Source organism: Rossellomorea sp. NPDC077527, from assembly GCF_044542955.1.
In the GTDB taxonomy this organism is placed as follows: domain Bacteria; phylum Bacillota; class Bacilli; order Bacillales; family Bacillaceae_B; genus Rossellomorea; species Rossellomorea aquimaris_E.
The window spans coordinates 341,030-357,972 of record NZ_JBITVL010000003.1 but is presented as its reverse complement, the minus strand read 5'-3'; the positions used below and the strand labels follow the sequence as shown (position 1 = coordinate 357,972).

Annotated in this window: 17 protein-coding genes; 14 read left to right on the top strand and 3 right to left on the bottom strand. The window is 41.0% G+C overall.

Annotated elements, in window-relative coordinates:
- The first annotated feature begins 120 nt into the window (after positions 1-120).
- The 6 genes from ACIGG7_RS11695 (at position 121) to ACIGG7_RS11670 (ending at position 6,453) form a co-directional block, all read left to right on the top strand.
- The gene (locus ACIGG7_RS11695; protein ID WP_397549848.1) at positions 121-2,208 is read left to right on the top strand and encodes a sensor domain-containing protein; all 2,088 of its coding nucleotides are present in this window, start codon (positions 121-123) and stop codon (positions 2,206-2,208) included.
- 187 nt (positions 2,209-2,395) lie between these two features.
- Positions 2,396-2,614 carry a hypothetical protein gene (locus ACIGG7_RS11690; RefSeq protein WP_224941423.1) on the top strand — a complete coding sequence of 73 codons (219 nt, stop codon included), beginning with the start codon at positions 2,396-2,398 and terminating at the stop codon, positions 2,612-2,614.
- A 134-nt stretch (positions 2,615-2,748) separates the two neighbouring features.
- Entirely contained in the window at positions 2,749-3,516 is a 768-nt protein-coding gene (gene fadH / locus ACIGG7_RS11685; protein WP_224941422.1) for a 2,4-dienoyl-CoA reductase, read from the top strand.
- Between the two features lie 154 nt (positions 3,517-3,670).
- Entirely contained in the window at positions 3,671-4,894 is a 1,224-nt protein-coding gene (locus tag ACIGG7_RS11680) for an EAL domain-containing protein (protein WP_397549847.1), read from the top strand.
- Between the two features lie 606 nt (positions 4,895-5,500).
- Positions 5,501-5,740 carry a hypothetical protein gene (locus ACIGG7_RS11675; RefSeq protein ID WP_235576015.1) on the top strand — a complete coding sequence of 80 codons (240 nt, stop codon included), beginning with the start codon at positions 5,501-5,503 and terminating at the stop codon, positions 5,738-5,740.
- A gap of 212 nt (positions 5,741-5,952) precedes the next feature.
- The gene (locus ACIGG7_RS11670; RefSeq protein ID WP_397549846.1) at positions 5,953-6,453 is read left to right on the top strand and encodes a DUF3993 domain-containing protein; all 501 of its coding nucleotides are present in this window, start codon (positions 5,953-5,955) and stop codon (positions 6,451-6,453) included.
- 67 nt (positions 6,454-6,520) lie between these two features.
- On the opposite strand, the gene ACIGG7_RS11665 is transcribed toward ACIGG7_RS11670, so the two are convergent.
- On the bottom strand, positions 6,521-6,754 hold the full coding sequence (locus ACIGG7_RS11665) for a glutaredoxin family protein (protein ID WP_224941418.1): 234 nt from the start codon (positions 6,752-6,754) through the stop codon (positions 6,521-6,523).
- Positions 6,751-7,707 (bottom strand): MBL fold metallo-hydrolase, encoded by a 957-nt coding sequence (locus ACIGG7_RS11660; RefSeq protein WP_397549845.1) that lies wholly within the window; start codon positions 7,705-7,707, stop codon positions 6,751-6,753. The genes ACIGG7_RS11665 and ACIGG7_RS11660 overlap by 4 nt, the downstream gene beginning before the upstream one ends.
- 155 nt (positions 7,708-7,862) lie before the next feature.
- Between ACIGG7_RS11660 and ACIGG7_RS11655 the strand changes: the two genes are divergently transcribed.
- Both ACIGG7_RS11655 and cbpB read left to right on the top strand, forming a co-directional pair.
- Positions 7,863-8,108, top strand: a complete 246-nt coding sequence (locus ACIGG7_RS11655; protein WP_034756109.1) for a YkuJ family protein — start codon at positions 7,863-7,865, stop codon at positions 8,106-8,108.
- A gap of 140 nt (positions 8,109-8,248) precedes the next feature.
- Complete coding sequence (gene cbpB / locus ACIGG7_RS11650) at positions 8,249-8,689, top strand: cyclic-di-AMP-binding protein CbpB (RefSeq protein WP_224941416.1); 441 nt, start codon at positions 8,249-8,251, stop codon at positions 8,687-8,689.
- 83 nt (positions 8,690-8,772) lie between these two features.
- Here cbpB and ACIGG7_RS11645 read toward each other — a convergent pair whose 3' ends face one another.
- Complete coding sequence (locus tag ACIGG7_RS11645; protein WP_224941415.1) at positions 8,773-9,498, bottom strand: sulfite exporter TauE/SafE family protein; 726 nt, start codon at positions 9,496-9,498, stop codon at positions 8,773-8,775.
- A 108-nt stretch (positions 9,499-9,606) separates the two neighbouring features.
- On the opposite strand from ACIGG7_RS11645, the gene ACIGG7_RS11640 reads away from it, so the two are divergent.
- The 6 genes from ACIGG7_RS11640 to ACIGG7_RS11615 all read left to right on the top strand — a co-directional run bounded on the left by ACIGG7_RS11640 (position 9,607) and on the right by ACIGG7_RS11615 (position 16,932).
- Positions 9,607-10,485 carry a transcriptional regulator CcpC gene (locus tag ACIGG7_RS11640; protein ID WP_397549844.1) on the top strand — a complete coding sequence of 293 codons (879 nt, stop codon included), beginning with the start codon at positions 9,607-9,609 and terminating at the stop codon, positions 10,483-10,485.
- 96 nt (positions 10,486-10,581) lie between these two features.
- A complete protein-coding gene (gene dapD / locus ACIGG7_RS11635) occupies positions 10,582-11,289 on the top strand; it encodes a 2,3,4,5-tetrahydropyridine-2,6-dicarboxylate N-acetyltransferase (protein ID WP_224941413.1) in 708 nt (235 codons plus the stop codon).
- 116 nt (positions 11,290-11,405) lie between these two features.
- Positions 11,406-12,521: an N-acetyldiaminopimelate deacetylase gene (locus tag ACIGG7_RS11630; RefSeq protein WP_397549843.1), complete on the top strand. Its 1,116-nt coding sequence runs from the start codon at positions 11,406-11,408 to the stop codon at positions 12,519-12,521.
- 234 nt (positions 12,522-12,755) lie between these two features.
- Complete coding sequence (locus tag ACIGG7_RS11625; RefSeq protein WP_397549842.1) at positions 12,756-15,158, top strand: DUF7408 domain-containing protein; 2,403 nt, start codon at positions 12,756-12,758, stop codon at positions 15,156-15,158.
- Positions 15,155-16,090: an ABC transporter ATP-binding protein gene (locus tag ACIGG7_RS11620; RefSeq protein ID WP_397549841.1), complete on the top strand. Its 936-nt coding sequence runs from the start codon at positions 15,155-15,157 to the stop codon at positions 16,088-16,090. Before ACIGG7_RS11625 ends, ACIGG7_RS11620 begins: the two co-directional genes overlap by 4 nt.
- Positions 16,087-16,932, top strand: a complete 846-nt coding sequence (locus ACIGG7_RS11615; RefSeq protein ID WP_224941409.1) for an ABC transporter permease — start codon at positions 16,087-16,089, stop codon at positions 16,930-16,932. The genes ACIGG7_RS11620 and ACIGG7_RS11615 overlap by 4 nt, the downstream gene beginning before the upstream one ends.
- Positions 16,933-16,943 lie beyond the last annotated feature (11 nt).

Genomic DNA, 16,943 nt, shown 5'->3' with positions numbered 1-16,943 from the left:
GGAAGAATGGGGGTAGAACGAATATTCTTACAAGAATGTAGGATTATCTTGGATGAATGAGTAAAATGGAGTCAGTGCATGATTCTTATAAATTCATAAGCATAGAAGGATGACGAATCCATGAAATGGACAGAAAGAAATACCATTAATCAAGACCGGAAGTTCCTGGACAGGGTATTGAAGGAAATAATATTAGATCATATTCACGACATGGTTTTCATAATGAAAGTAGAAGACGGAAGAAGATTTAAATATGTATATGTAAATGAGTCTGCCAAACGTTATACATCGATCCGTCAGGAGGATATGGGACGTTTTCTTGAGGAAGTGATTCCGGGAGAAATGGCTGATGACTTAATGAAGAAATATGTGGAATTGGTGGAGACAGGGAAAAGGATCAGCTATCAGGATGTATATAATGTGAATGGGAATAGTGTGATAAATGAGTCCATCCTTACTCCAATCAAGACTGAACAGGGTCAAATAGAGTATGTTATTTCGATCACGAGGGATATTACACCCTCAATGGAAGAAAAGAAACATTTGTTAAGGGCGAAGGAACGATACAAATCGATCATCGAACATAATTTGGATGCCATATTCATACTTGACTCAAATGGGTTCATCACCGATTCCAATGGAGCAGGAAGCTCACTGACTGGCTATGCAAAAGAAACACTCGTCAATATGGAGTTATTTGACTTGTTCCATCCTCAAAATAAGGCGCTGTTAACCGAGTATCTTTATAAAACGTTACAGGGTAATCCCTCTTCGATCGATCATTGTCTGCTTATGAATGAAACGGGTGAGGATAAAATAACACAATTGAAAATGGTACCCATCGTGGTAGATGAAAAGTGTGATGGTTGCTATATCATCGTGAAAGATATCACGGCCAATCATATGCAAAATGAAATGATTCATTATATGGCTATGCATGATCAATTGACTGGTCTTTGGAATCGAAAGGCACTGGATGAACATATCCCCTTAATCATTCACAATATGGAAGAAAGAGGAGTTGAACTTTCTTTATTATATCTGGATATAGATCGGTTCAAATTTGTGAATGACACGCTTGGCTTGAAGGGGGGAGACCACCTTCTTAGAAGAATCACCGAGCGCCTGATGACCCTTACGAATGAAGACTTCTTACTATATAGGCAGGGAGGAGATGAATTTCTCTTCCTATTGAAGAATAGTAGTTTTGACGATACAAAAACGAAGGCAAAAGAAATCCTGTCTTTGTTCATCGACCCTTTTACAGTAAAGAACCAGGAGTTTTACATTTCTCCTTCCATTGGTATAAGCCGCTATCCTGCCGATGGATATGACTCGAACTCACTCATCCAAAAAGCAGCACAGGCATTGTTTGAGGTGAAAGAAAAGGGGAGGGCACATTACCTTTTCTACCAAACGCACATGAAATCAAGTTTTCCAAACCATATAATTATGGAATCCCACTTGAGAAAAGCAATAGAGAAAGAAGAGTTGTTCATCCATTATCAGCCTCAGGTCAATTTATCAACCGGAACGATTGACAGTTTTGAAGCTTTGATCAGATGGAATAATCGAAAGTTTGGATTCGTGTCACCAGCTCAGTTCATCCCACTTGCAGAAGAAACCGGTTTGATTCACCAAATTGGCGAATGGGTACTTGAGCAGGTGTGTATACAATTACAAAAGTGGAGAAACAAAGGGTACAGGTCGGTACGCGTGGCAATCAACATTTCGCCCAAACAATTCCTTCATGAGCATTTAGTGGACACGATCGATTTCTACTTATCAACCTATTCAATACCTGCTTCCTGTATAGAGATTGAAATTACTGAGGGAGCCATGCAAGACACACAGCAAACGTTAAAAATGCTGAAAAAACTTAAAAACCTGGGAATATTCATATCGGTGGACGACTTTGGGACGGGTTACTCTTCACTCCATTATTTGAAACGGTTCCCGATTGACATATTAAAGATCGATCAGTCTTTCGTTAAGGAGATCGGCATGAACCAGAAGGACTCTGCCATTACGACCACCATTATTCACCTTGCCCATAGCCTGGGGCTTGAGGTTATTGCCGAAGGAGTCGAGCGTGAGGGGCAGGTCGACTTTTTGAAGGAAGCGAAATGCCAGAAGGCACAGGGGTATTTCTTTAGTAAACCGATAGGGCCGAAAGAAATTGAACAGCAGCAATTTGTTCTTATGTGATGATGTTGAGAGCTCTCGGGATATTCTTACATCCTGAATGACCAGAGATGATCCTGCTAATTGTTTGACAGAATAATTCCTATGGCTTATTTTAAAGTGAGGAGAGTTATAGGTTCATAGATGGAATGCGTATGCACCGCTTTAAATATGGATCACGGTTTCGAATGCTTTAAAAAGGAGAGGGATTATGAATCAGACAAAACGTATGGATATCCTCTTCCTCCCAACCGAAAGAGGAACGATTAACGTGTATGTATCCGGCTTTAAATCTCCTCGATCTTTAGGTCAGGTAGTTGTTACGTATAACGATGTTTCCGTTGAAGCAAAAGGATATAAAAGAAATAAAACCATTATCAAAGCATTAGCACAGTTACACGAACTCATTGTAAACAATCCGGAAGGTTAGCTTTATTGGACTGATTTTTAAGAAAACAGTGTTTTCTTAAAAATCAGTCTTTTTTTTCGTAATAATGGTTGTAATACGATTTTATATGATAATATATGAGTGAGTATTCATTCATTAACAAGGGGGAGTTACATATGGGAGAAGAGCAAGTTGTCATTGTAACAGGCGGTTCAAATGGTATGGGGAAATATATGGCGAAGCATTTCGTTGAAACCGGTGCAAGTGTAGTCGTCACCGGGAGGAATGAGGAAAGACTTCAAGCGGTGAAGGAAGAATTTTCATCTCTAAAAGGGAATATTGAAGTATTTCAGATGGACGTAAGGCAAGAAGAGCATGTCAAGGCAATGGTTGAGTTTACGGCTGAAAAATTCGGGAAAATCGATGTGCTCATCAACAATGCTGCTGGAAACTTTATTTGTCCTGTTGAGAAGCTTACACCGAATGGATGGAAGTCCGTCATAGATATCGTATTGAATGGAACTTTTCTTTGTTCACATGCTGTAGGGAACTATTGGATTGAACAAGGTCAAAAGGGATCCATCATTAATATGGTTGCGACATATGCCTGGAATGCGGGAGCAGGTGTCGCTCATTCGGCCGCAGCAAAAGCCGGTGTTTTATCGCTCACAAGAACCCTTGCCGTTGAATGGGGTCATAAATACGGTATTCGTACGAATGCGATTGCCCCGGGACCTATTGAACGGACCGGGGGGGCTGAGAAGCTTTGGATCTCAGAGGAAGCCGCAAAAAGAACCATTGACAGTGTACCACTAAAACGATTGGGGACACCGGAAGAAATAGCAGGTCTTGCCTATTTCATCGCATCTGAAAAAGCGGCTTATATTAACGGCGAATGCATTACCATGGATGGAGGTCAGTGGCTGAATCAATTCCCATTTTAATCTATTGGAGAGGCAATTCTTGTCTTCATAAAGCCTTCCCAATCCTGTCCAAGTGGCAGGGTTGGGAAGGCTTTTTCGTGTTTTCTTTTTTAAATCAACAGAATAATTGTGTTATAATTATGCAAAAAACATGAGTGTAGGTGGGGGAGTACGAATGGATGCATTAGAAGTATTAACCAATATAGATAAAGTGATTCCGTACTTTCAACCGATCTTCAGTGCAGATGAACATAAAATTATCGGTTACGAGGTATTGGGAAGAATGGTTACAGGAAATAATGAGGTTGAAAGCCTTGGCCCATTCTTCGGTGATGAGGAAATACCCGATGAGTATAAAATTGAAGTGGATGAGCGTGTCACTCGTCTGGCACTGGAAAAATTCTTAGTAGAGAAACAAGAGGGTTACATATTCCTAAACCGGGATGCGCGATTACTTATGCTTGACCACGGCGAGTCTTTCCTCGAGCTTCTATTGGATCATGAAAAAAAAGGGTTGGATTTGAACCGGACGGTCATTGAACTGTCTGAAAAAACATTTGTAGGGGACTTTGATCAATTGGTCCATCTACTTCTCTATTACAAAACATATGGCATTAAAATTGCCATCGATAACATTGGCGGTAACAGTGGCCAATTGGATCGGCTTTCCCACTATTCCCCCGACATTTTAAAAGTAGACCTATATCAACTGCGTAATGACGCGGGGAATAAAGCGTATAAAGATATTCTATATAGTTTATCGATGCTTGCCAGGAAAATCGGGGCATCCCTTTTATTCGAAAATATTGAGATCAACTATCAGCTCCAGTTTGCCTGGTTGAATGGTGGCCGATATTATCAAGGATTCTATCTAAAGCATCCGTCTGCCTCCTTTTTGAAACCTGATCTTCTCAAGGAAAAGTTGAAGGAAAAGTGTCAGGATTATATCCGATATGAAAAAAAGCATCTGGAAGCGGGATATGAATTTGCAGAAGTCCTCCATAAAGAAGTCAGTCAGAAGTTAATGATGATCAAAAAACAGAGTGTAGAATTTGATGATCTCCTTTTTGAGATGGCCAAGCAATTTACGGATAAATGCTTCCGACTTTATATATGTGATGAGAATGGGTTTCAAGTAACGAGTAATGTGGTGAAATCCAATCAAAAATGGGTGGTAGAACCAATGTACAAAGGAAAGAATTGGAGCTGGCGCCCATACTTCCTTGAGAATATCATCCGGATGAGAATTGACAAAAAAGGATTATTATCTGATATCTATAGTGACATTGATTCAGGTGAATCCATCAGAACGTATTCGTATCCATTTGGAAATGGTCTATATCTCTTCATGGACCTTTCCTATGAATTTTTATTTGAAGAGGACGGTTTGCTTTTTTAAGTTGCTAGTCGGGCCTGAGTAAGCCGCCTCCGCTTTTCGAGATGTCCAGCTCCAGGGGCTTGGGGCTCGAGGTCATAAGTCAAGTCACCCAAAAAGGCTAAGAACGCCTTTCCGGGTGACTCGTCTTATGCTTGTCGCCCCAGTGCGAGCCCCTTGCGCTTTTCTACTTGTCCAGCTCCGGCGGCTAGGCCCTCGAGGTCATAAGCTAAATGGTCCAAGAAGGCAAAAAAACGCCTTCCCGGCCCATTCATCTTATGCTTGTCGGGCCTGACCCAGCCGCCTCCGCTTTTCGAAATGTCCAGCTCGGGGCTTAGAGGCTCGAGGTCATAAGTCAAACCAGCCAAAAAGGCAAAGAACGCCTTTCCGGCAGGTTCGCCTTATGCTTGTCGCCTCTGGGCAAAGCCCCTCCGCTTTTCGAGATGTCCAGCTCCAGGGGCTTGGGGCTCGAGGTCATAAGTCAAGTCACCCAAAAAGGCAAAGAACGCCTTTCCGGGTGACTCGTCTTATGCTTGTCGCCCCAGTGCGAGCCCCTTGCGCTTTTCTTTGTATACCCTTCTGTTGTTGGGACAAATTAACTTTAAGGACATTTTGTAAGGAGGGGCTAGAATGAGTATTTTTATGATTGTGCTTGCCTTGATTGTGTTGGCGCTTGCCGGTTATTCGCTGGTGTATACCTTTAGGTTGGCAGGCCAGGAGAAGCGATTGAAGGGTGATTTTGATACAGATATTCCCGACGTTGTAAAGGAGCACCCTTTTATTCGGAATCCCGTGTTCCTGTCTATTCTGATCGGGACCATTTTGATTACGTTATTCATAATCTACTGGTCCATTCGATATTTATCGTGATATTAAGGATGCTGCATGAACGTTGTGCAGCATCCTTTTTTGGTTAAATGTACCACTGTAAAATGTGTTTGATCGGCAGAAACAGGGGGAATTTTACAACCAAACCAAAAAATATGTCAGTCATTGTTACGATTTAACGAATGAATCGTATCCCATCGACATTTTTCCGTTGCTACAATAATTTCATCTAGTATTTAAAGGAGGGAATGCAAATGGAAAAGAAAAAGTTTTGGTTATTGTTGTTTATCATCGGCATCATTTCAGCAGCAAGTGGACAGGCAGGGCAAACACAAGCATCAGAGTTCACGAAGGAAAACGCATTAACTGTTGTAGAAAATGCATTTCGCACTCAAGTATCATTGAGTGAAAAACCACAATCACAAGAAAAGATTGAAGAAAAACTTTCAAAATATTTAACCGCCGAAATGACAGAAAGCTTTATGAGTGAAAATGTTTATAAAATAGACGGAGGATATATCACATTTGGCTCTGATTTTGCCTCCTATTATATTCCGTTTTTCAGCTACGATGAATCCACCAATGTGAAGTACATAAATGGCCATTGGTATATTTGGGAGGAACGTACAAATGAAGAGGAGGGACCGATTGAGAGCGTAGAAGGTATAGAAGCCGTGGTGTTGAGTGAAGAAGAGGGTACCTGGAAAGTGTCAGCGATCACATATGATGTACCTGATTTTGTACAATCCCGATAAAATATGAAAGCAGGCCAGGTTCCCATGCACATGGGGAACCTGGCCTGCTTTTTATGTTTTGCTGCCCTTATTTCGTTAAAGCAGTTGTTAGGGCTTCCAAATTAAAGCCTGAAATCACTTCTGAACCGATCGTTACGGTTGGAGTGGAATAAGCCTTTAAGTGGTTGATAAGATAATCCCTAGCTTGAGCATCTTCCTTTATGTTCACTTCTTTATATTTCACATTTTGTTCTTTCAGGAACATCTTGACCACTTCACAAGGTGGGCATTCCGGTTGAGAATATAGTGTGACTTCCTTCATTTTGAATGATCTCCTTTATGCTGTTTATTTAAATAATCTACGATTCCCATTGCAGAAACGTTCATATCGAGCTGTAACAATGTAAAAATAGGGTTCTCGGGATCAACCCCTCTTTGCACCATTTCCTTTCTTGTCCGTTTACTCAATGCAGAAGTAAGGGTCTTTACATTCTGCTCCATTGTAACATGGGAAGAATACAGTTCCACACTCATTATCATGAAAAGATCGAGCCATCTATCTACTTCTGAAAGGGCAAACGATACATCCTCCGTCACACCATAATGTCCAAAATACAAACGGTCCAGATCAAGGTCTTTAAACATGTTGATGGAACTTTTCATCTTGTCCGGATCAAACTGATTGGGCGAGGTTGAGGGGAAATAAAAACGTTCCGATCCAATGGAATACTGAATTCCACACGTATCACCTGTGAACATTCCATTTGAAGCAGAATCAAAGATACTGAGATGATGGTTGGCGTGACCCGGCGTATGATAAAACGTTAAGGTACATGAATCACTCAAATTCAGCTTTTCTTCATGTTCCATGACCAGGATCCGTTCTTCGGGGATAGGTATGATCGGGTTGAACAGTTCATCGAATTTTTCCCCGTAAACCGCTTTTGCACCTGAAATCAAACGTGCAGGGTTTGCGATATGACGCTTTCCTTTCGGGTGAACAATGATACTCGCATTAGGGCACTCCTTTAAGAAAAGCCCTGCTCCCCCAGCATGATCAAGATGGATATGGGTTAAAATTATGTATTGAATATCTTCAGGATTAATGTTTAACTTAGAGAGACCTTTTTTTAGATGAGATATTGAAGGACTGGCAGACGTTTCAATAATGGTCAGTGCCTCTTCGTCCAAAATATAACTGCCTGTGCGTTCCTTTAATGATAAATCCATTAAGTCGACGATTGAGATTCGGGAATCAATAGGGTATACACTCATCAAACCAATCCTTTCGGTGAAATAAGAATGTTATTCCCTTTCATTATAAAGGAATTTTTGTGAAAAAAGGACAAAACATTAGATTAAACAGGATATTATCTGGTACAATGCAAAAGCTATGACCAAGAATTAGATCAGGAAAGGAGAGAGTGATTATGTCTCAGCTTCTTGGAATTATACAAAGATTAAAATCATTACAAGAGCAAGGTGAACAAGGGGAAACTCAACAACGATTTTTTGAATACAACGGTAAGAAAATCTGTGAGGTAAAGTATCTTCCTAAACAGGATACATTCGAAATCGAAGTCATGAATGAAAAAGGAAACAGCTTTCCTTTCGATAACATAGACATCACGGCCATTGAGATTTTTGAACTTCTACAGGAAGCTCAACAAGATTAATCGAAACAAAAGGTAACCATTATGGTTATCTTTTTTGGTCTATTAGTCAATCGTCAAAACATACATTTTTCTTCCAGTATGTTAAAATGAATAGTGTCTGCTTGGCACTAAATTCATATTTTCTAAATGAGGGGTTATAGATGATTTCAATGAGTAGCAAGGAGTTATTAGAAACGAATATAAAGGATTTTATTATTCCTTCTGAGAAAGTAGCTCATGTACAAGTAGGGAATTCCCTGGAACATGCGTTATTATTGCTCACAAAGAGTGGTTACTCAGCCATCCCTGTTCTCGATCCGACTTTTCGCTTTCAAGGTTTGATCAGCTCTAGTTTAATCACCGATTCCATTCTTGGTCTCGAACGCTTTGAGTTTGAAAAACTGGAAGCCAAAAAAGTAGAAGAAGTTATGACAAGCGATGTCCCAATGGTTTCACTACAATCCGACTTCAAGAAGGCTTTGGAATTATTGGTCGATCACCCATTTTTATGCGTGGTGTCCGATGATGGATATTTTGAAGGCATCATGACCAGGAGAGTTGTGTTAAAACAGCTTCAACGTCAGCTGTTCAAAAGGGATTAAATCCTTTAAGGCAGTTACATAACGACATAACAAAGAGGGTGGCAGGCTGCCATCCTCTTTATTTGTTCATTTGTACCTGTGTCTTAGAAGAATAGGCTTTTTCCTAATTGGAGAATAAGAATGAAGGTCAATATGTTTAAAAGGATTCGTACATGACGTAAGGATAACCTGGTTGCCAATCTTACAGCGAATTGTGCACCGATGAGAGCACCAAGCGCAAATGGGAGGGCTACACCCCATTCTACATGGCCATTATGGAAATACACTATAAATGCACCGAGACAACTGAAGAACGTTTGAAAACGGGTGAGTGCAACTGATTTTAAATAAGACTGTCCGTGAAATAAGTGAGTATACATCAGCATGGTTGCTTGACCTGGTCCGAATAGTCCGTCATACGTACTAATGAAATACAAAAAGCCGAAGATTCTAAAGTCTTTCCGTTTAGTCTCCTTTAATTGGAATCCTTTCAAGAGACTTAAGCATAGTGCAATGATAAGAAAGAAGAATGCCATCCATTCTAGGACGAAAGGGGGGATTTTATCCGACAGAAATGCTCCGGACAGCCCCCCGGCCAGTGCTATGGGAAGAATCGGAATACATTCCTTCCATGTGACCTTTTTGTCTTTCACTAAATAAACAAAGCTCGAAAGTGAACTAGTAATGTTCGAAAACTTAGCTGTTGCAATGGCTGTATGAATAGGCAATCCGATGAGGAGCATGATGGGCATGCCGATCAGTCCACCGCTGCCTGCAAGTGTACCAACTAAAGCGACTGCCAACCCGGTAAAAAATAAGATCACTTCCACTGATTCTCACCTCATTTCCTGTTACTCTCAGTATATTCCTATCACAACAATAATGAAATTTTATATAAGTTAAGATATAATATAAGAAAAACTTATGAAGGTGAAAAAATGGCATTTTCGGAATACCAACTTCTCCATGTACTGGCACAGGAAATGAATATGAGGAAAGCCGCTGAACGATTATTCGTATCCCAGCCAGCATTGTCCCAGAGGCTCCAGACGATTGAAAAAGAATGGGGGACGAAATTGTTTATTCGTTCACAAAAAGGTCTTTCCCTTACACCTGCTGGGGAGCTTGTGGTGAAACTTGCAGATGAGATGCTCCTTAAAGAAGAGAGTGTGAAGGAGCGGATTCAGGCTCTTGAGTTTGAAGTGCACGGAACACTGAAAATAGCCTGTGCTTCTATCGTAGGTCAGAATTGGCTGCCAAAGGTTCTAAAACGCTTTGTTGATACCTACCCCCATGCAAAGATCTCTCTAATGACCGGGTGGAGCAGTGAAATTCTTAAAGCCATTTATGAAGATGAGGTCCATATTGGTATCATCAGGGGAACGCCCGATTGGAAGGGGCCGAAACACCATTTGTTTCAGGATACTCTGTACCTGGTGGATAGGGAGATTCAGTCCATAGATGAGGTGATGAAAACAGATCGGCCCTTTATCCAATTTAAGAGTGACTCCAATTATTATCAGGAAATACAGGACTGGTGGCATCGTCAGTTTCAGACAACACCTAAGCGGACGATTGTGGTAGATCAAATTGAAACGTGTAAGCAGATGACCTTGAATGGGATCGGCTATGCCATTCTACCAGCCATTACGTTGGACGGGATGGAACAAGACATTTATAAAATCCCTTTGATGGATGAGCATAATTCACTCATCCATCGTGACACTTGGTTACTCGGTTACGAGTCGGCCTTTCAACTAAGACAAGTGGAAGCCTTTGTGGAAGTTGTAAACGAATTCATTCATGAAAACTCATAGTATTCGCGATTATGGGTTGTCTTCCACCCTTTAATTTGATAAAGTAATTCAAGAAACGAATTCTGAATTTTATACATAATTACGGAGGGAATTCTTATGAACATGATGGATGCAAACGAAATTATTTCTTTTATTCAAAATAGTACAAAGTCAACGCCTGTAAAGGTCTATGTAAAAGGGAACTTGGACGGGATCGACTTCGGTTCCTCACAGACGTTCCTTCAAGGCACTTCAGGTGTTGTTTTTGGAGAGTGGAGTGAACTTTCTACTATTCTTGATGAAAATAAAGATAAAATCGAAGACTATGTAATCGAAAATGATCGTCGCAATTCTGCAATCCCCCTACTTGACTTAAAAGGGGTCAAAGCCCGCATTGAGCCAGGTGCAATCATTCGCGATCAAGTGGAAATCGGTGACAATGCCGTCATCATGATGGGTGCAATGATCAATATCGGATCAGTGGTAGGAGCTGGAACGATGATCGATATGAACGTTGTACTTGGTGGACGTGCAACAGTAGGAAAGAATTGTCATATTGGTGCAGGAGCTGTCCTTGCAGGCGTCATTGAACCGCCATCTGCAAAGCCTGTGGTCATTGAGGATGACGTAGTCATTGGTGCCAATGCCGTTGTGCTTGAGGGTGTAACCGTCGGAAAAGGGGCTGTCGTAGCAGCCGGTGCGATAGTCGTAGACGATGTTGCGCCTTATACGGTTGTCGCAGGTACCCCTGCAAAGAAATTGAAGGATATCGATGATAAAACCAAATCAAAGACAGAAATTAAACAAGAATTACGTCAACTGTAATTCGAACTATCAATAGCATGATTTAAGAAAGAACGGACGGATGACGTCTGTTCTTTTCTTGTAAGGTCACTTATTCACGATCTATCAATGTTTTTTCTCATAATAGGAGGGTATTTATGACAACCGTAGACTTTAAGTCGATCAGGAGAGATCTCCACCAAATACCGGAACTGGGGTTTCAAGAATTTAAGACACAGCAATACTTATTGAATTATATATCCGGTCTGCCAGCTGACCGATTAGAAATTAAGACTTGGAAGACAGGGATTTTTGTTAAGGTTCATGGTACTAATCCTACAAGGACGATCGGGTACCGTGGGGATATTGATGGACTTCCTATCCAGGAAGAAACGGGATTGGATTTTCCTTCATCACATGAAGGGAGGATGCATGCCTGCGGACATGATCTTCACATGACGATTGAATTGGGAGTTCTCACCCATTTTGTATACCACCCGATAGAAGATGATCTTCTATTTATCTTCCAACCTGCAGAGGAAGGACCGGGTGGGGCGGAGCCGATGCTCCAAAGTGATATCATGAAGGAATGGAAGCCTGATTGCATCTTCGCCCTTCACATCGCCCCTGAATACGAAGTGGGCAAGGTTGCCGTCAAAGAAGGGCTTCTTTTTGCCAATACGTCGGAATTATTTATTGACTTTAAAGGAAAAGGCGGGCATGCTGCCTATCCTCATCATACCAAAGACATGATTGTGGTGGCCTCTTCCTTTGTCACACAAATGCAGTCCATCGTCTCTCGGAATGTCGATCCGTTGGACAGTGCGGTCATAACGGTAGGAAAGATGGAAAGCGGAACGGTCCAGAATATTATTGCCGAAACGGCAAGACTTGAAGGGACGATCCGTACCCTTTCCACACATTCTATGGACAATGTGAAAAAGCGGCTGGAAGCGTTGATTGAAGGAATGAAAATAAGCTATGACTGTGATATCGCAGTCAATTACGGAAGCATGTACCGGCAGGTATTCAACGATCCAGGATGGACCAATCATTTTATGTCGTTCTTAAGGGATACGGACCGAGAACTGATCATCTGTAAAGAGGCGATGACAGGTGAAGACTTTGGATATATGCTTGAGGAAATACCAGGTTTTATGTTCTGGCTTGGAGTCGATTCCGCATATGGTCTCCATCACTCGAAATTAAACCCGAACGAAGAAGCCATCGATTTTGCCATCTCACTTCTTACCGATTATATCGAGACAATATAATTTTTTATAAGAGAAAGGACGCTTATCCTATGGATGCGCGTCCTTTTTTTTACCCTGTAAAAGGGATACTCCAGAAAATCTGCCAATCTTTACAAAAACATCTTGAGAATAATCTGCAATAGTGTAAAAATACACTTAGGCTAGTTGGGCGAAAAAGGAAAAATAAAAGAAACTTTTTCCTTCTGAATTTCGTCTATGTTCTAGAGAGATAGAGAAAGAGAAAGGGGAATGCATGTGAAAAGGTGGGGAAAAGCATTATTCGTCGTGTTGTTAGGCTTATTGATGTTTCTGTTTATACAGGACACAACACTTGCAAAAGGACAAATAAAAATTTCAGTGGAAGAAGGAATCGACGGAAAAGTAAAGGAAGGGCGAGGTTTTCCTCTTAATGTTACGGTAGAAAATTCAGGTTCCGATTTTAAAGGGGATCTACTATTTGATTATGCTCCTTCCTATCAGACTGGAGGAGCAAGGGCATTGTCCATTGATGTTCCGGCTAATTCAGAGCGTACATACACATTTTCCATAACCGGTTTCAATGATGAAATCAGACATAATTCAAATCTTGAAACCATCCATCTGTTTGAAGGGTCATGGAAAGATGGAAAAGAAGTGAAATTTAAAGGAGATAAACGACTAACACCCAATTTCATCTATAGCAATAACACGACAATTGGTATATTAAGTGAAAATCCCGATCGCTTAAAAGGGATAAAAGGTACTTCTATGGGGGGGAACCGGGTCCAGGCATTGACTCTGACGAAAGAAACCTTCCCTGAAGAAGGAGTCGGCTTACAGATGCTAGATTATATCGTCATTGACCAATTCAACGTAACTGAACTCAGTCAAAATCAACAGAAGGCTTTAAAGCGATGGGTTGAAAATGGTGGGGTCTTAATGGTTGGTGCAGCTCCTCGATTGGAGGAAAGCCTTGGTTCTGTAGCCACAATGTTACCTCTTACCATACAAGAGGTAGAAACAGAGCTTTCCGATACCTCTTCCTTTAATGTGAAGAAAAGCATCAAAGCTTCTTTCAACACGTTGCCTATCTTTAAAGGTAAAGTGAAGTCGGATGCAGAAATCATTGTTAAACAGGGGGATGTACCTTTAGTCACAAAGAGTGACAGAGGATTGGGGGAAGTATGGCAAACGTCCTTTTCATTGGGAGATCCCGCTTTGAACGACTGGGAAAATTATGATGAGTGGTTTGCGAACATGTTGTCTAAAACGGAACCCTACTATTTACTTGGACAGCAAAATGGTGATCAAAGCTTCTTGGAAAGAATTTATTATGATGTAGCAGACAGTAATGAACTTTTTCCATCGACCAATTTTAAAGTCAGCACGCTCGTTATCATTCTGATTTTGTATTTGATTGTCATTGTGCCTCTTTTGTATTTCTTATTAAGGAAACTGGATAAGCGTGAACAGGCATGGTGGATCATCCCGGCCCTATCAATCCTCGTCTCGACAGGGATTTTCGTAACCGGTGCCAAAGACCGTATCTCAAAACCCCATTTGAATCAAATGAGCGTTCTGAAAGTCGAGGATGATAAAAGCGCACATGGTATTTCAGCGTTTACGGCTCTTTCCAACTCCGGGGGAAATTATGACTTTGTGTCTGATAAGAACCAACTAGAGCTAACACCGGCAAGGATGAGGAATAATCCAGGTGGTGGCAATCAGTATAAATTTGCCATAGAAGAACTTAGTAAAGACGAAAGAAAGATCATCTTTAGAGATGTAGAGTACTGGTCAACGAGAACGGTGCTGGGAACCAGTGAGAGGGAGGATCTCGGGAGCTTCATCCCTGAATTGGTATTAAAGGATAAAACGATTACTGGAAAGATAAAAAATGAATTCCCATACGACTTTACCGATTTGTATATTTGGTCCGGTTCACGAATCTATCGAGTGGGTGAAGTAAAAGCTGGAGAAACCTTGACGATTGATAAAAAACTATCAACTGAATATTTATCATCGCCGATAGGGAACCCCAATATGGCAGCACCATTTCCGAATCAACAAAGCATCAAGCAGCAAAAGAAGGAAAGGTTGGAAAACTTCGCTTCGCAAATGATTTCAGCAGATAATGAGAATAATTCACCCGTCATATTTGGATATACAGAAGCTGAAATTTTCAATATGAAAATTAAAAATAAAGAATCTAAATCCGAAAATTTTTCGTTACTTTATCAACACTTTCCTTCACTAGGGCAGTATAAGGGTGCATTTACTCTTCGTAGTGAACAGTTGGATCTCGATGTCAAGCCGATAAAAGGACAAATCATCGAGCATTATTCCCATAATGGTGCAGATGAAATGGGACTGGAAGATGGTACATATGAAATGACCATCCAGCTGCCTAAACAAATGGATGTATCCAAGGTCGCTCTTCATTCATTAAATATGACACTGCACACGGGAGGGATTCTTCAGTACTCACTTATAGAGCCCAATACCGACGAGAAGCTTCTTCTTGAAGAATCATCTGCCAATACTATAGAAGTAAAGGAAAACTTGAATAACTATATGAATGACAATGGGGAAATCGTTTTTGAGTTTGAAAAACGTTCACAAGGGGATCCGTTTGTTCGTCTTCCTGCCATTGTGTTGAAAGGGGAGGTTCAGCCATGATTGAAATTCACAATTTATCCAAACGCTATGGGTCATTCCTTGCCTTGGATGATCTGAATTTATCCATTGATAAGGGAACAGTATTCGGTTTTGTCGGCCAGAATGGTGCAGGGAAGTCCACTACATTTTCAATACTTTCAACCCTTCTTGCCCCTACCACGGGAACGGCTACCGTAAATGGATACAATATCAGCAGTGAGCCGAAATCGGTGCGAAGACAAATCGGCTATATGCCCGATTTCTTCGGTGTGTATGATCAATTGAAAGCGGATGAATATCTGAATTTCTATGGTGCCAGCTACAAAATACCCGCAGCTCAAAGAAAAAAACTCATTCCACAGCTGTTGGAACTGGTGAATCTTTCTCATAAGAAAGATTCCTATGTGGACCTTTTATCGAGAGGAATGAAGCAGCGATTATGTCTGGCAAGATGCCTCATCCATGATCCCGAGGTCCTCATCCTTGATGAACCGGCTTCGGGGCTTGATCCGAGAGCGAGGATCGAAATGAGGGAAATCTTGAAGGAATTGAAGAAAATGGGTAAGACCATTTTAATCTCTTCCCATATCCTCCCTGAGCTAGCAGAAATGTGTGATGAAATCGGTGTGATCGACAATGGAAAACTTGTGGCTCATGGTTCTGTATCAGACATTCAATTTCAACTTCAGGCAGATAAACTGATTGTAGTGAAGGTTAGGGGACTTGTAGAAAGTGCTGTGGCATTTTTTGAAGATGATCCTTTTGTTTCTAAAATTGAAGTGAATGAGGAAACTAGAACCGTCCAATTCCTCTATAAAGGAGAGGAACGCGAGCAGACTGAATTATTGAAAAAAGCCATTCTGAATGATATTCCCATTTTGAGCTTCAAAGAAACAGAAACAAACCTGGAGGATGTCTTTATGGAGATCACGAAAGGAGTGACTCTTTCATGAAACAATTACTTATTAATCCCATGTTGAATAAGGAGTTTAAGCTTCGCTTTCGTTCGTTTAAATCATTTATCGGAATGTTGTGTTACCTTATCGCCATAGGCATTGTTGTAATCGGCTTCATCTACTTGCAAACACGATCTTCTAATACAGGCTATTTCCGCCCTGAAGAGAGCAGATCCATGTTTATGATTCTCTCTTTCTTGCAGCTTGCACTCGTTTTATTCATTACCCCCGGTTTAACAGGTGGGGTGATCAGCGGTGAAAGAGAGAAGCAAACGTTAAGCATGTTGTTAACGACAGAACAAAGTTCAATGAGCATTATCCTGAGTAAACTTGTTTCGTCGGTTTCTTATTTGCTGCTGCTCGTGATATCAAGTTTACCTTTATACAGCTTTGTTTTCTTGTTCGGTGGAGTATCTCCTTCAGATTTATTCACTGTGTTTGGATATAGTTTATTTCTCGTATTTACATTTGGCTCAATGGGAGTATTTTATTCAACAGTCATCCGCAAAACGATTGTATCCATGGTCACAACCTATGCAACGGTACTGTTTCTCGTGGGGGGGACATTATTCCTCTTCATGCTTTCCTTAGCAATTGGGAACGGTCCTTATCAAAATCAGACCACTCCAGTACCGTACCTCATTGCGATGTTTAATCCTGCGATTGTTATCATGGGGCATTTTGAACCGATGGCCATTGAAGAAATCTATACACGAAGCGGAATCAAGTTTCCGTTATGGATCTCATTCCTGAGTATATACACTGTATTGGCACTGTTGTCATTGAGCTTAAGCATATTGAAGCTAAGACCGAACATGAAGGTGAAGAGCACAAAATAGAGGGTGAGAAG

What these genes read in the sequence shown, in the direction of transcription:
- ACIGG7_RS11615 (WP_224941409.1), top strand. Translation starts at nt 16,087, where the DNA reads ATGAAACAATTACTTATTAATCCCATGTTGAATAAGGAGTTTAAGCTT.
- fadH (WP_224941422.1), top strand. Translation starts at nt 2,749, where the DNA reads ATGGGAGAAGAGCAAGTTGTCATTGTAACAGGCGGTTCAAATGGTATG.
- ACIGG7_RS11620 (WP_397549841.1), top strand. Translation starts at nt 15,155, where the DNA reads ATGATTGAAATTCACAATTTATCCAAACGCTATGGGTCATTCCTTGCC.
- ACIGG7_RS11655 (WP_034756109.1), top strand. Translation starts at nt 7,863, where the DNA reads ATGTCTCAGCTTCTTGGAATTATACAAAGATTAAAATCATTACAAGAG.
- dapD (WP_224941413.1), top strand. Translation starts at nt 10,582, where the DNA reads ATGAACATGATGGATGCAAACGAAATTATTTCTTTTATTCAAAATAGT.
- ACIGG7_RS11660 (WP_397549845.1), bottom strand. Translation starts at nt 7,707, where the DNA reads ATGAGTGTATACCCTATTGATTCCCGAATCTCAATCGTCGACTTAATG.
- ACIGG7_RS11690 (WP_224941423.1), top strand. Translation starts at nt 2,396, where the DNA reads ATGAATCAGACAAAACGTATGGATATCCTCTTCCTCCCAACCGAAAGA.
- ACIGG7_RS11675 (WP_235576015.1), top strand. Translation starts at nt 5,501, where the DNA reads ATGAGTATTTTTATGATTGTGCTTGCCTTGATTGTGTTGGCGCTTGCC.
- ACIGG7_RS11665 (WP_224941418.1), bottom strand. Translation starts at nt 6,754, where the DNA reads ATGAAGGAAGTCACACTATATTCTCAACCGGAATGCCCACCTTGTGAA.
- cbpB (WP_224941416.1), top strand. Translation starts at nt 8,249, where the DNA reads ATGATTTCAATGAGTAGCAAGGAGTTATTAGAAACGAATATAAAGGAT.
- ACIGG7_RS11680 (WP_397549847.1), top strand. Translation starts at nt 3,671, where the DNA reads ATGGATGCATTAGAAGTATTAACCAATATAGATAAAGTGATTCCGTAC.
- ACIGG7_RS11640 (WP_397549844.1), top strand. Translation starts at nt 9,607, where the DNA reads ATGGCATTTTCGGAATACCAACTTCTCCATGTACTGGCACAGGAAATG.
- ACIGG7_RS11630 (WP_397549843.1), top strand. Translation starts at nt 11,406, where the DNA reads ATGACAACCGTAGACTTTAAGTCGATCAGGAGAGATCTCCACCAAATA.
- ACIGG7_RS11670 (WP_397549846.1), top strand. Translation starts at nt 5,953, where the DNA reads ATGGAAAAGAAAAAGTTTTGGTTATTGTTGTTTATCATCGGCATCATT.
- ACIGG7_RS11695 (WP_397549848.1), top strand. Translation starts at nt 121, where the DNA reads ATGAAATGGACAGAAAGAAATACCATTAATCAAGACCGGAAGTTCCTG.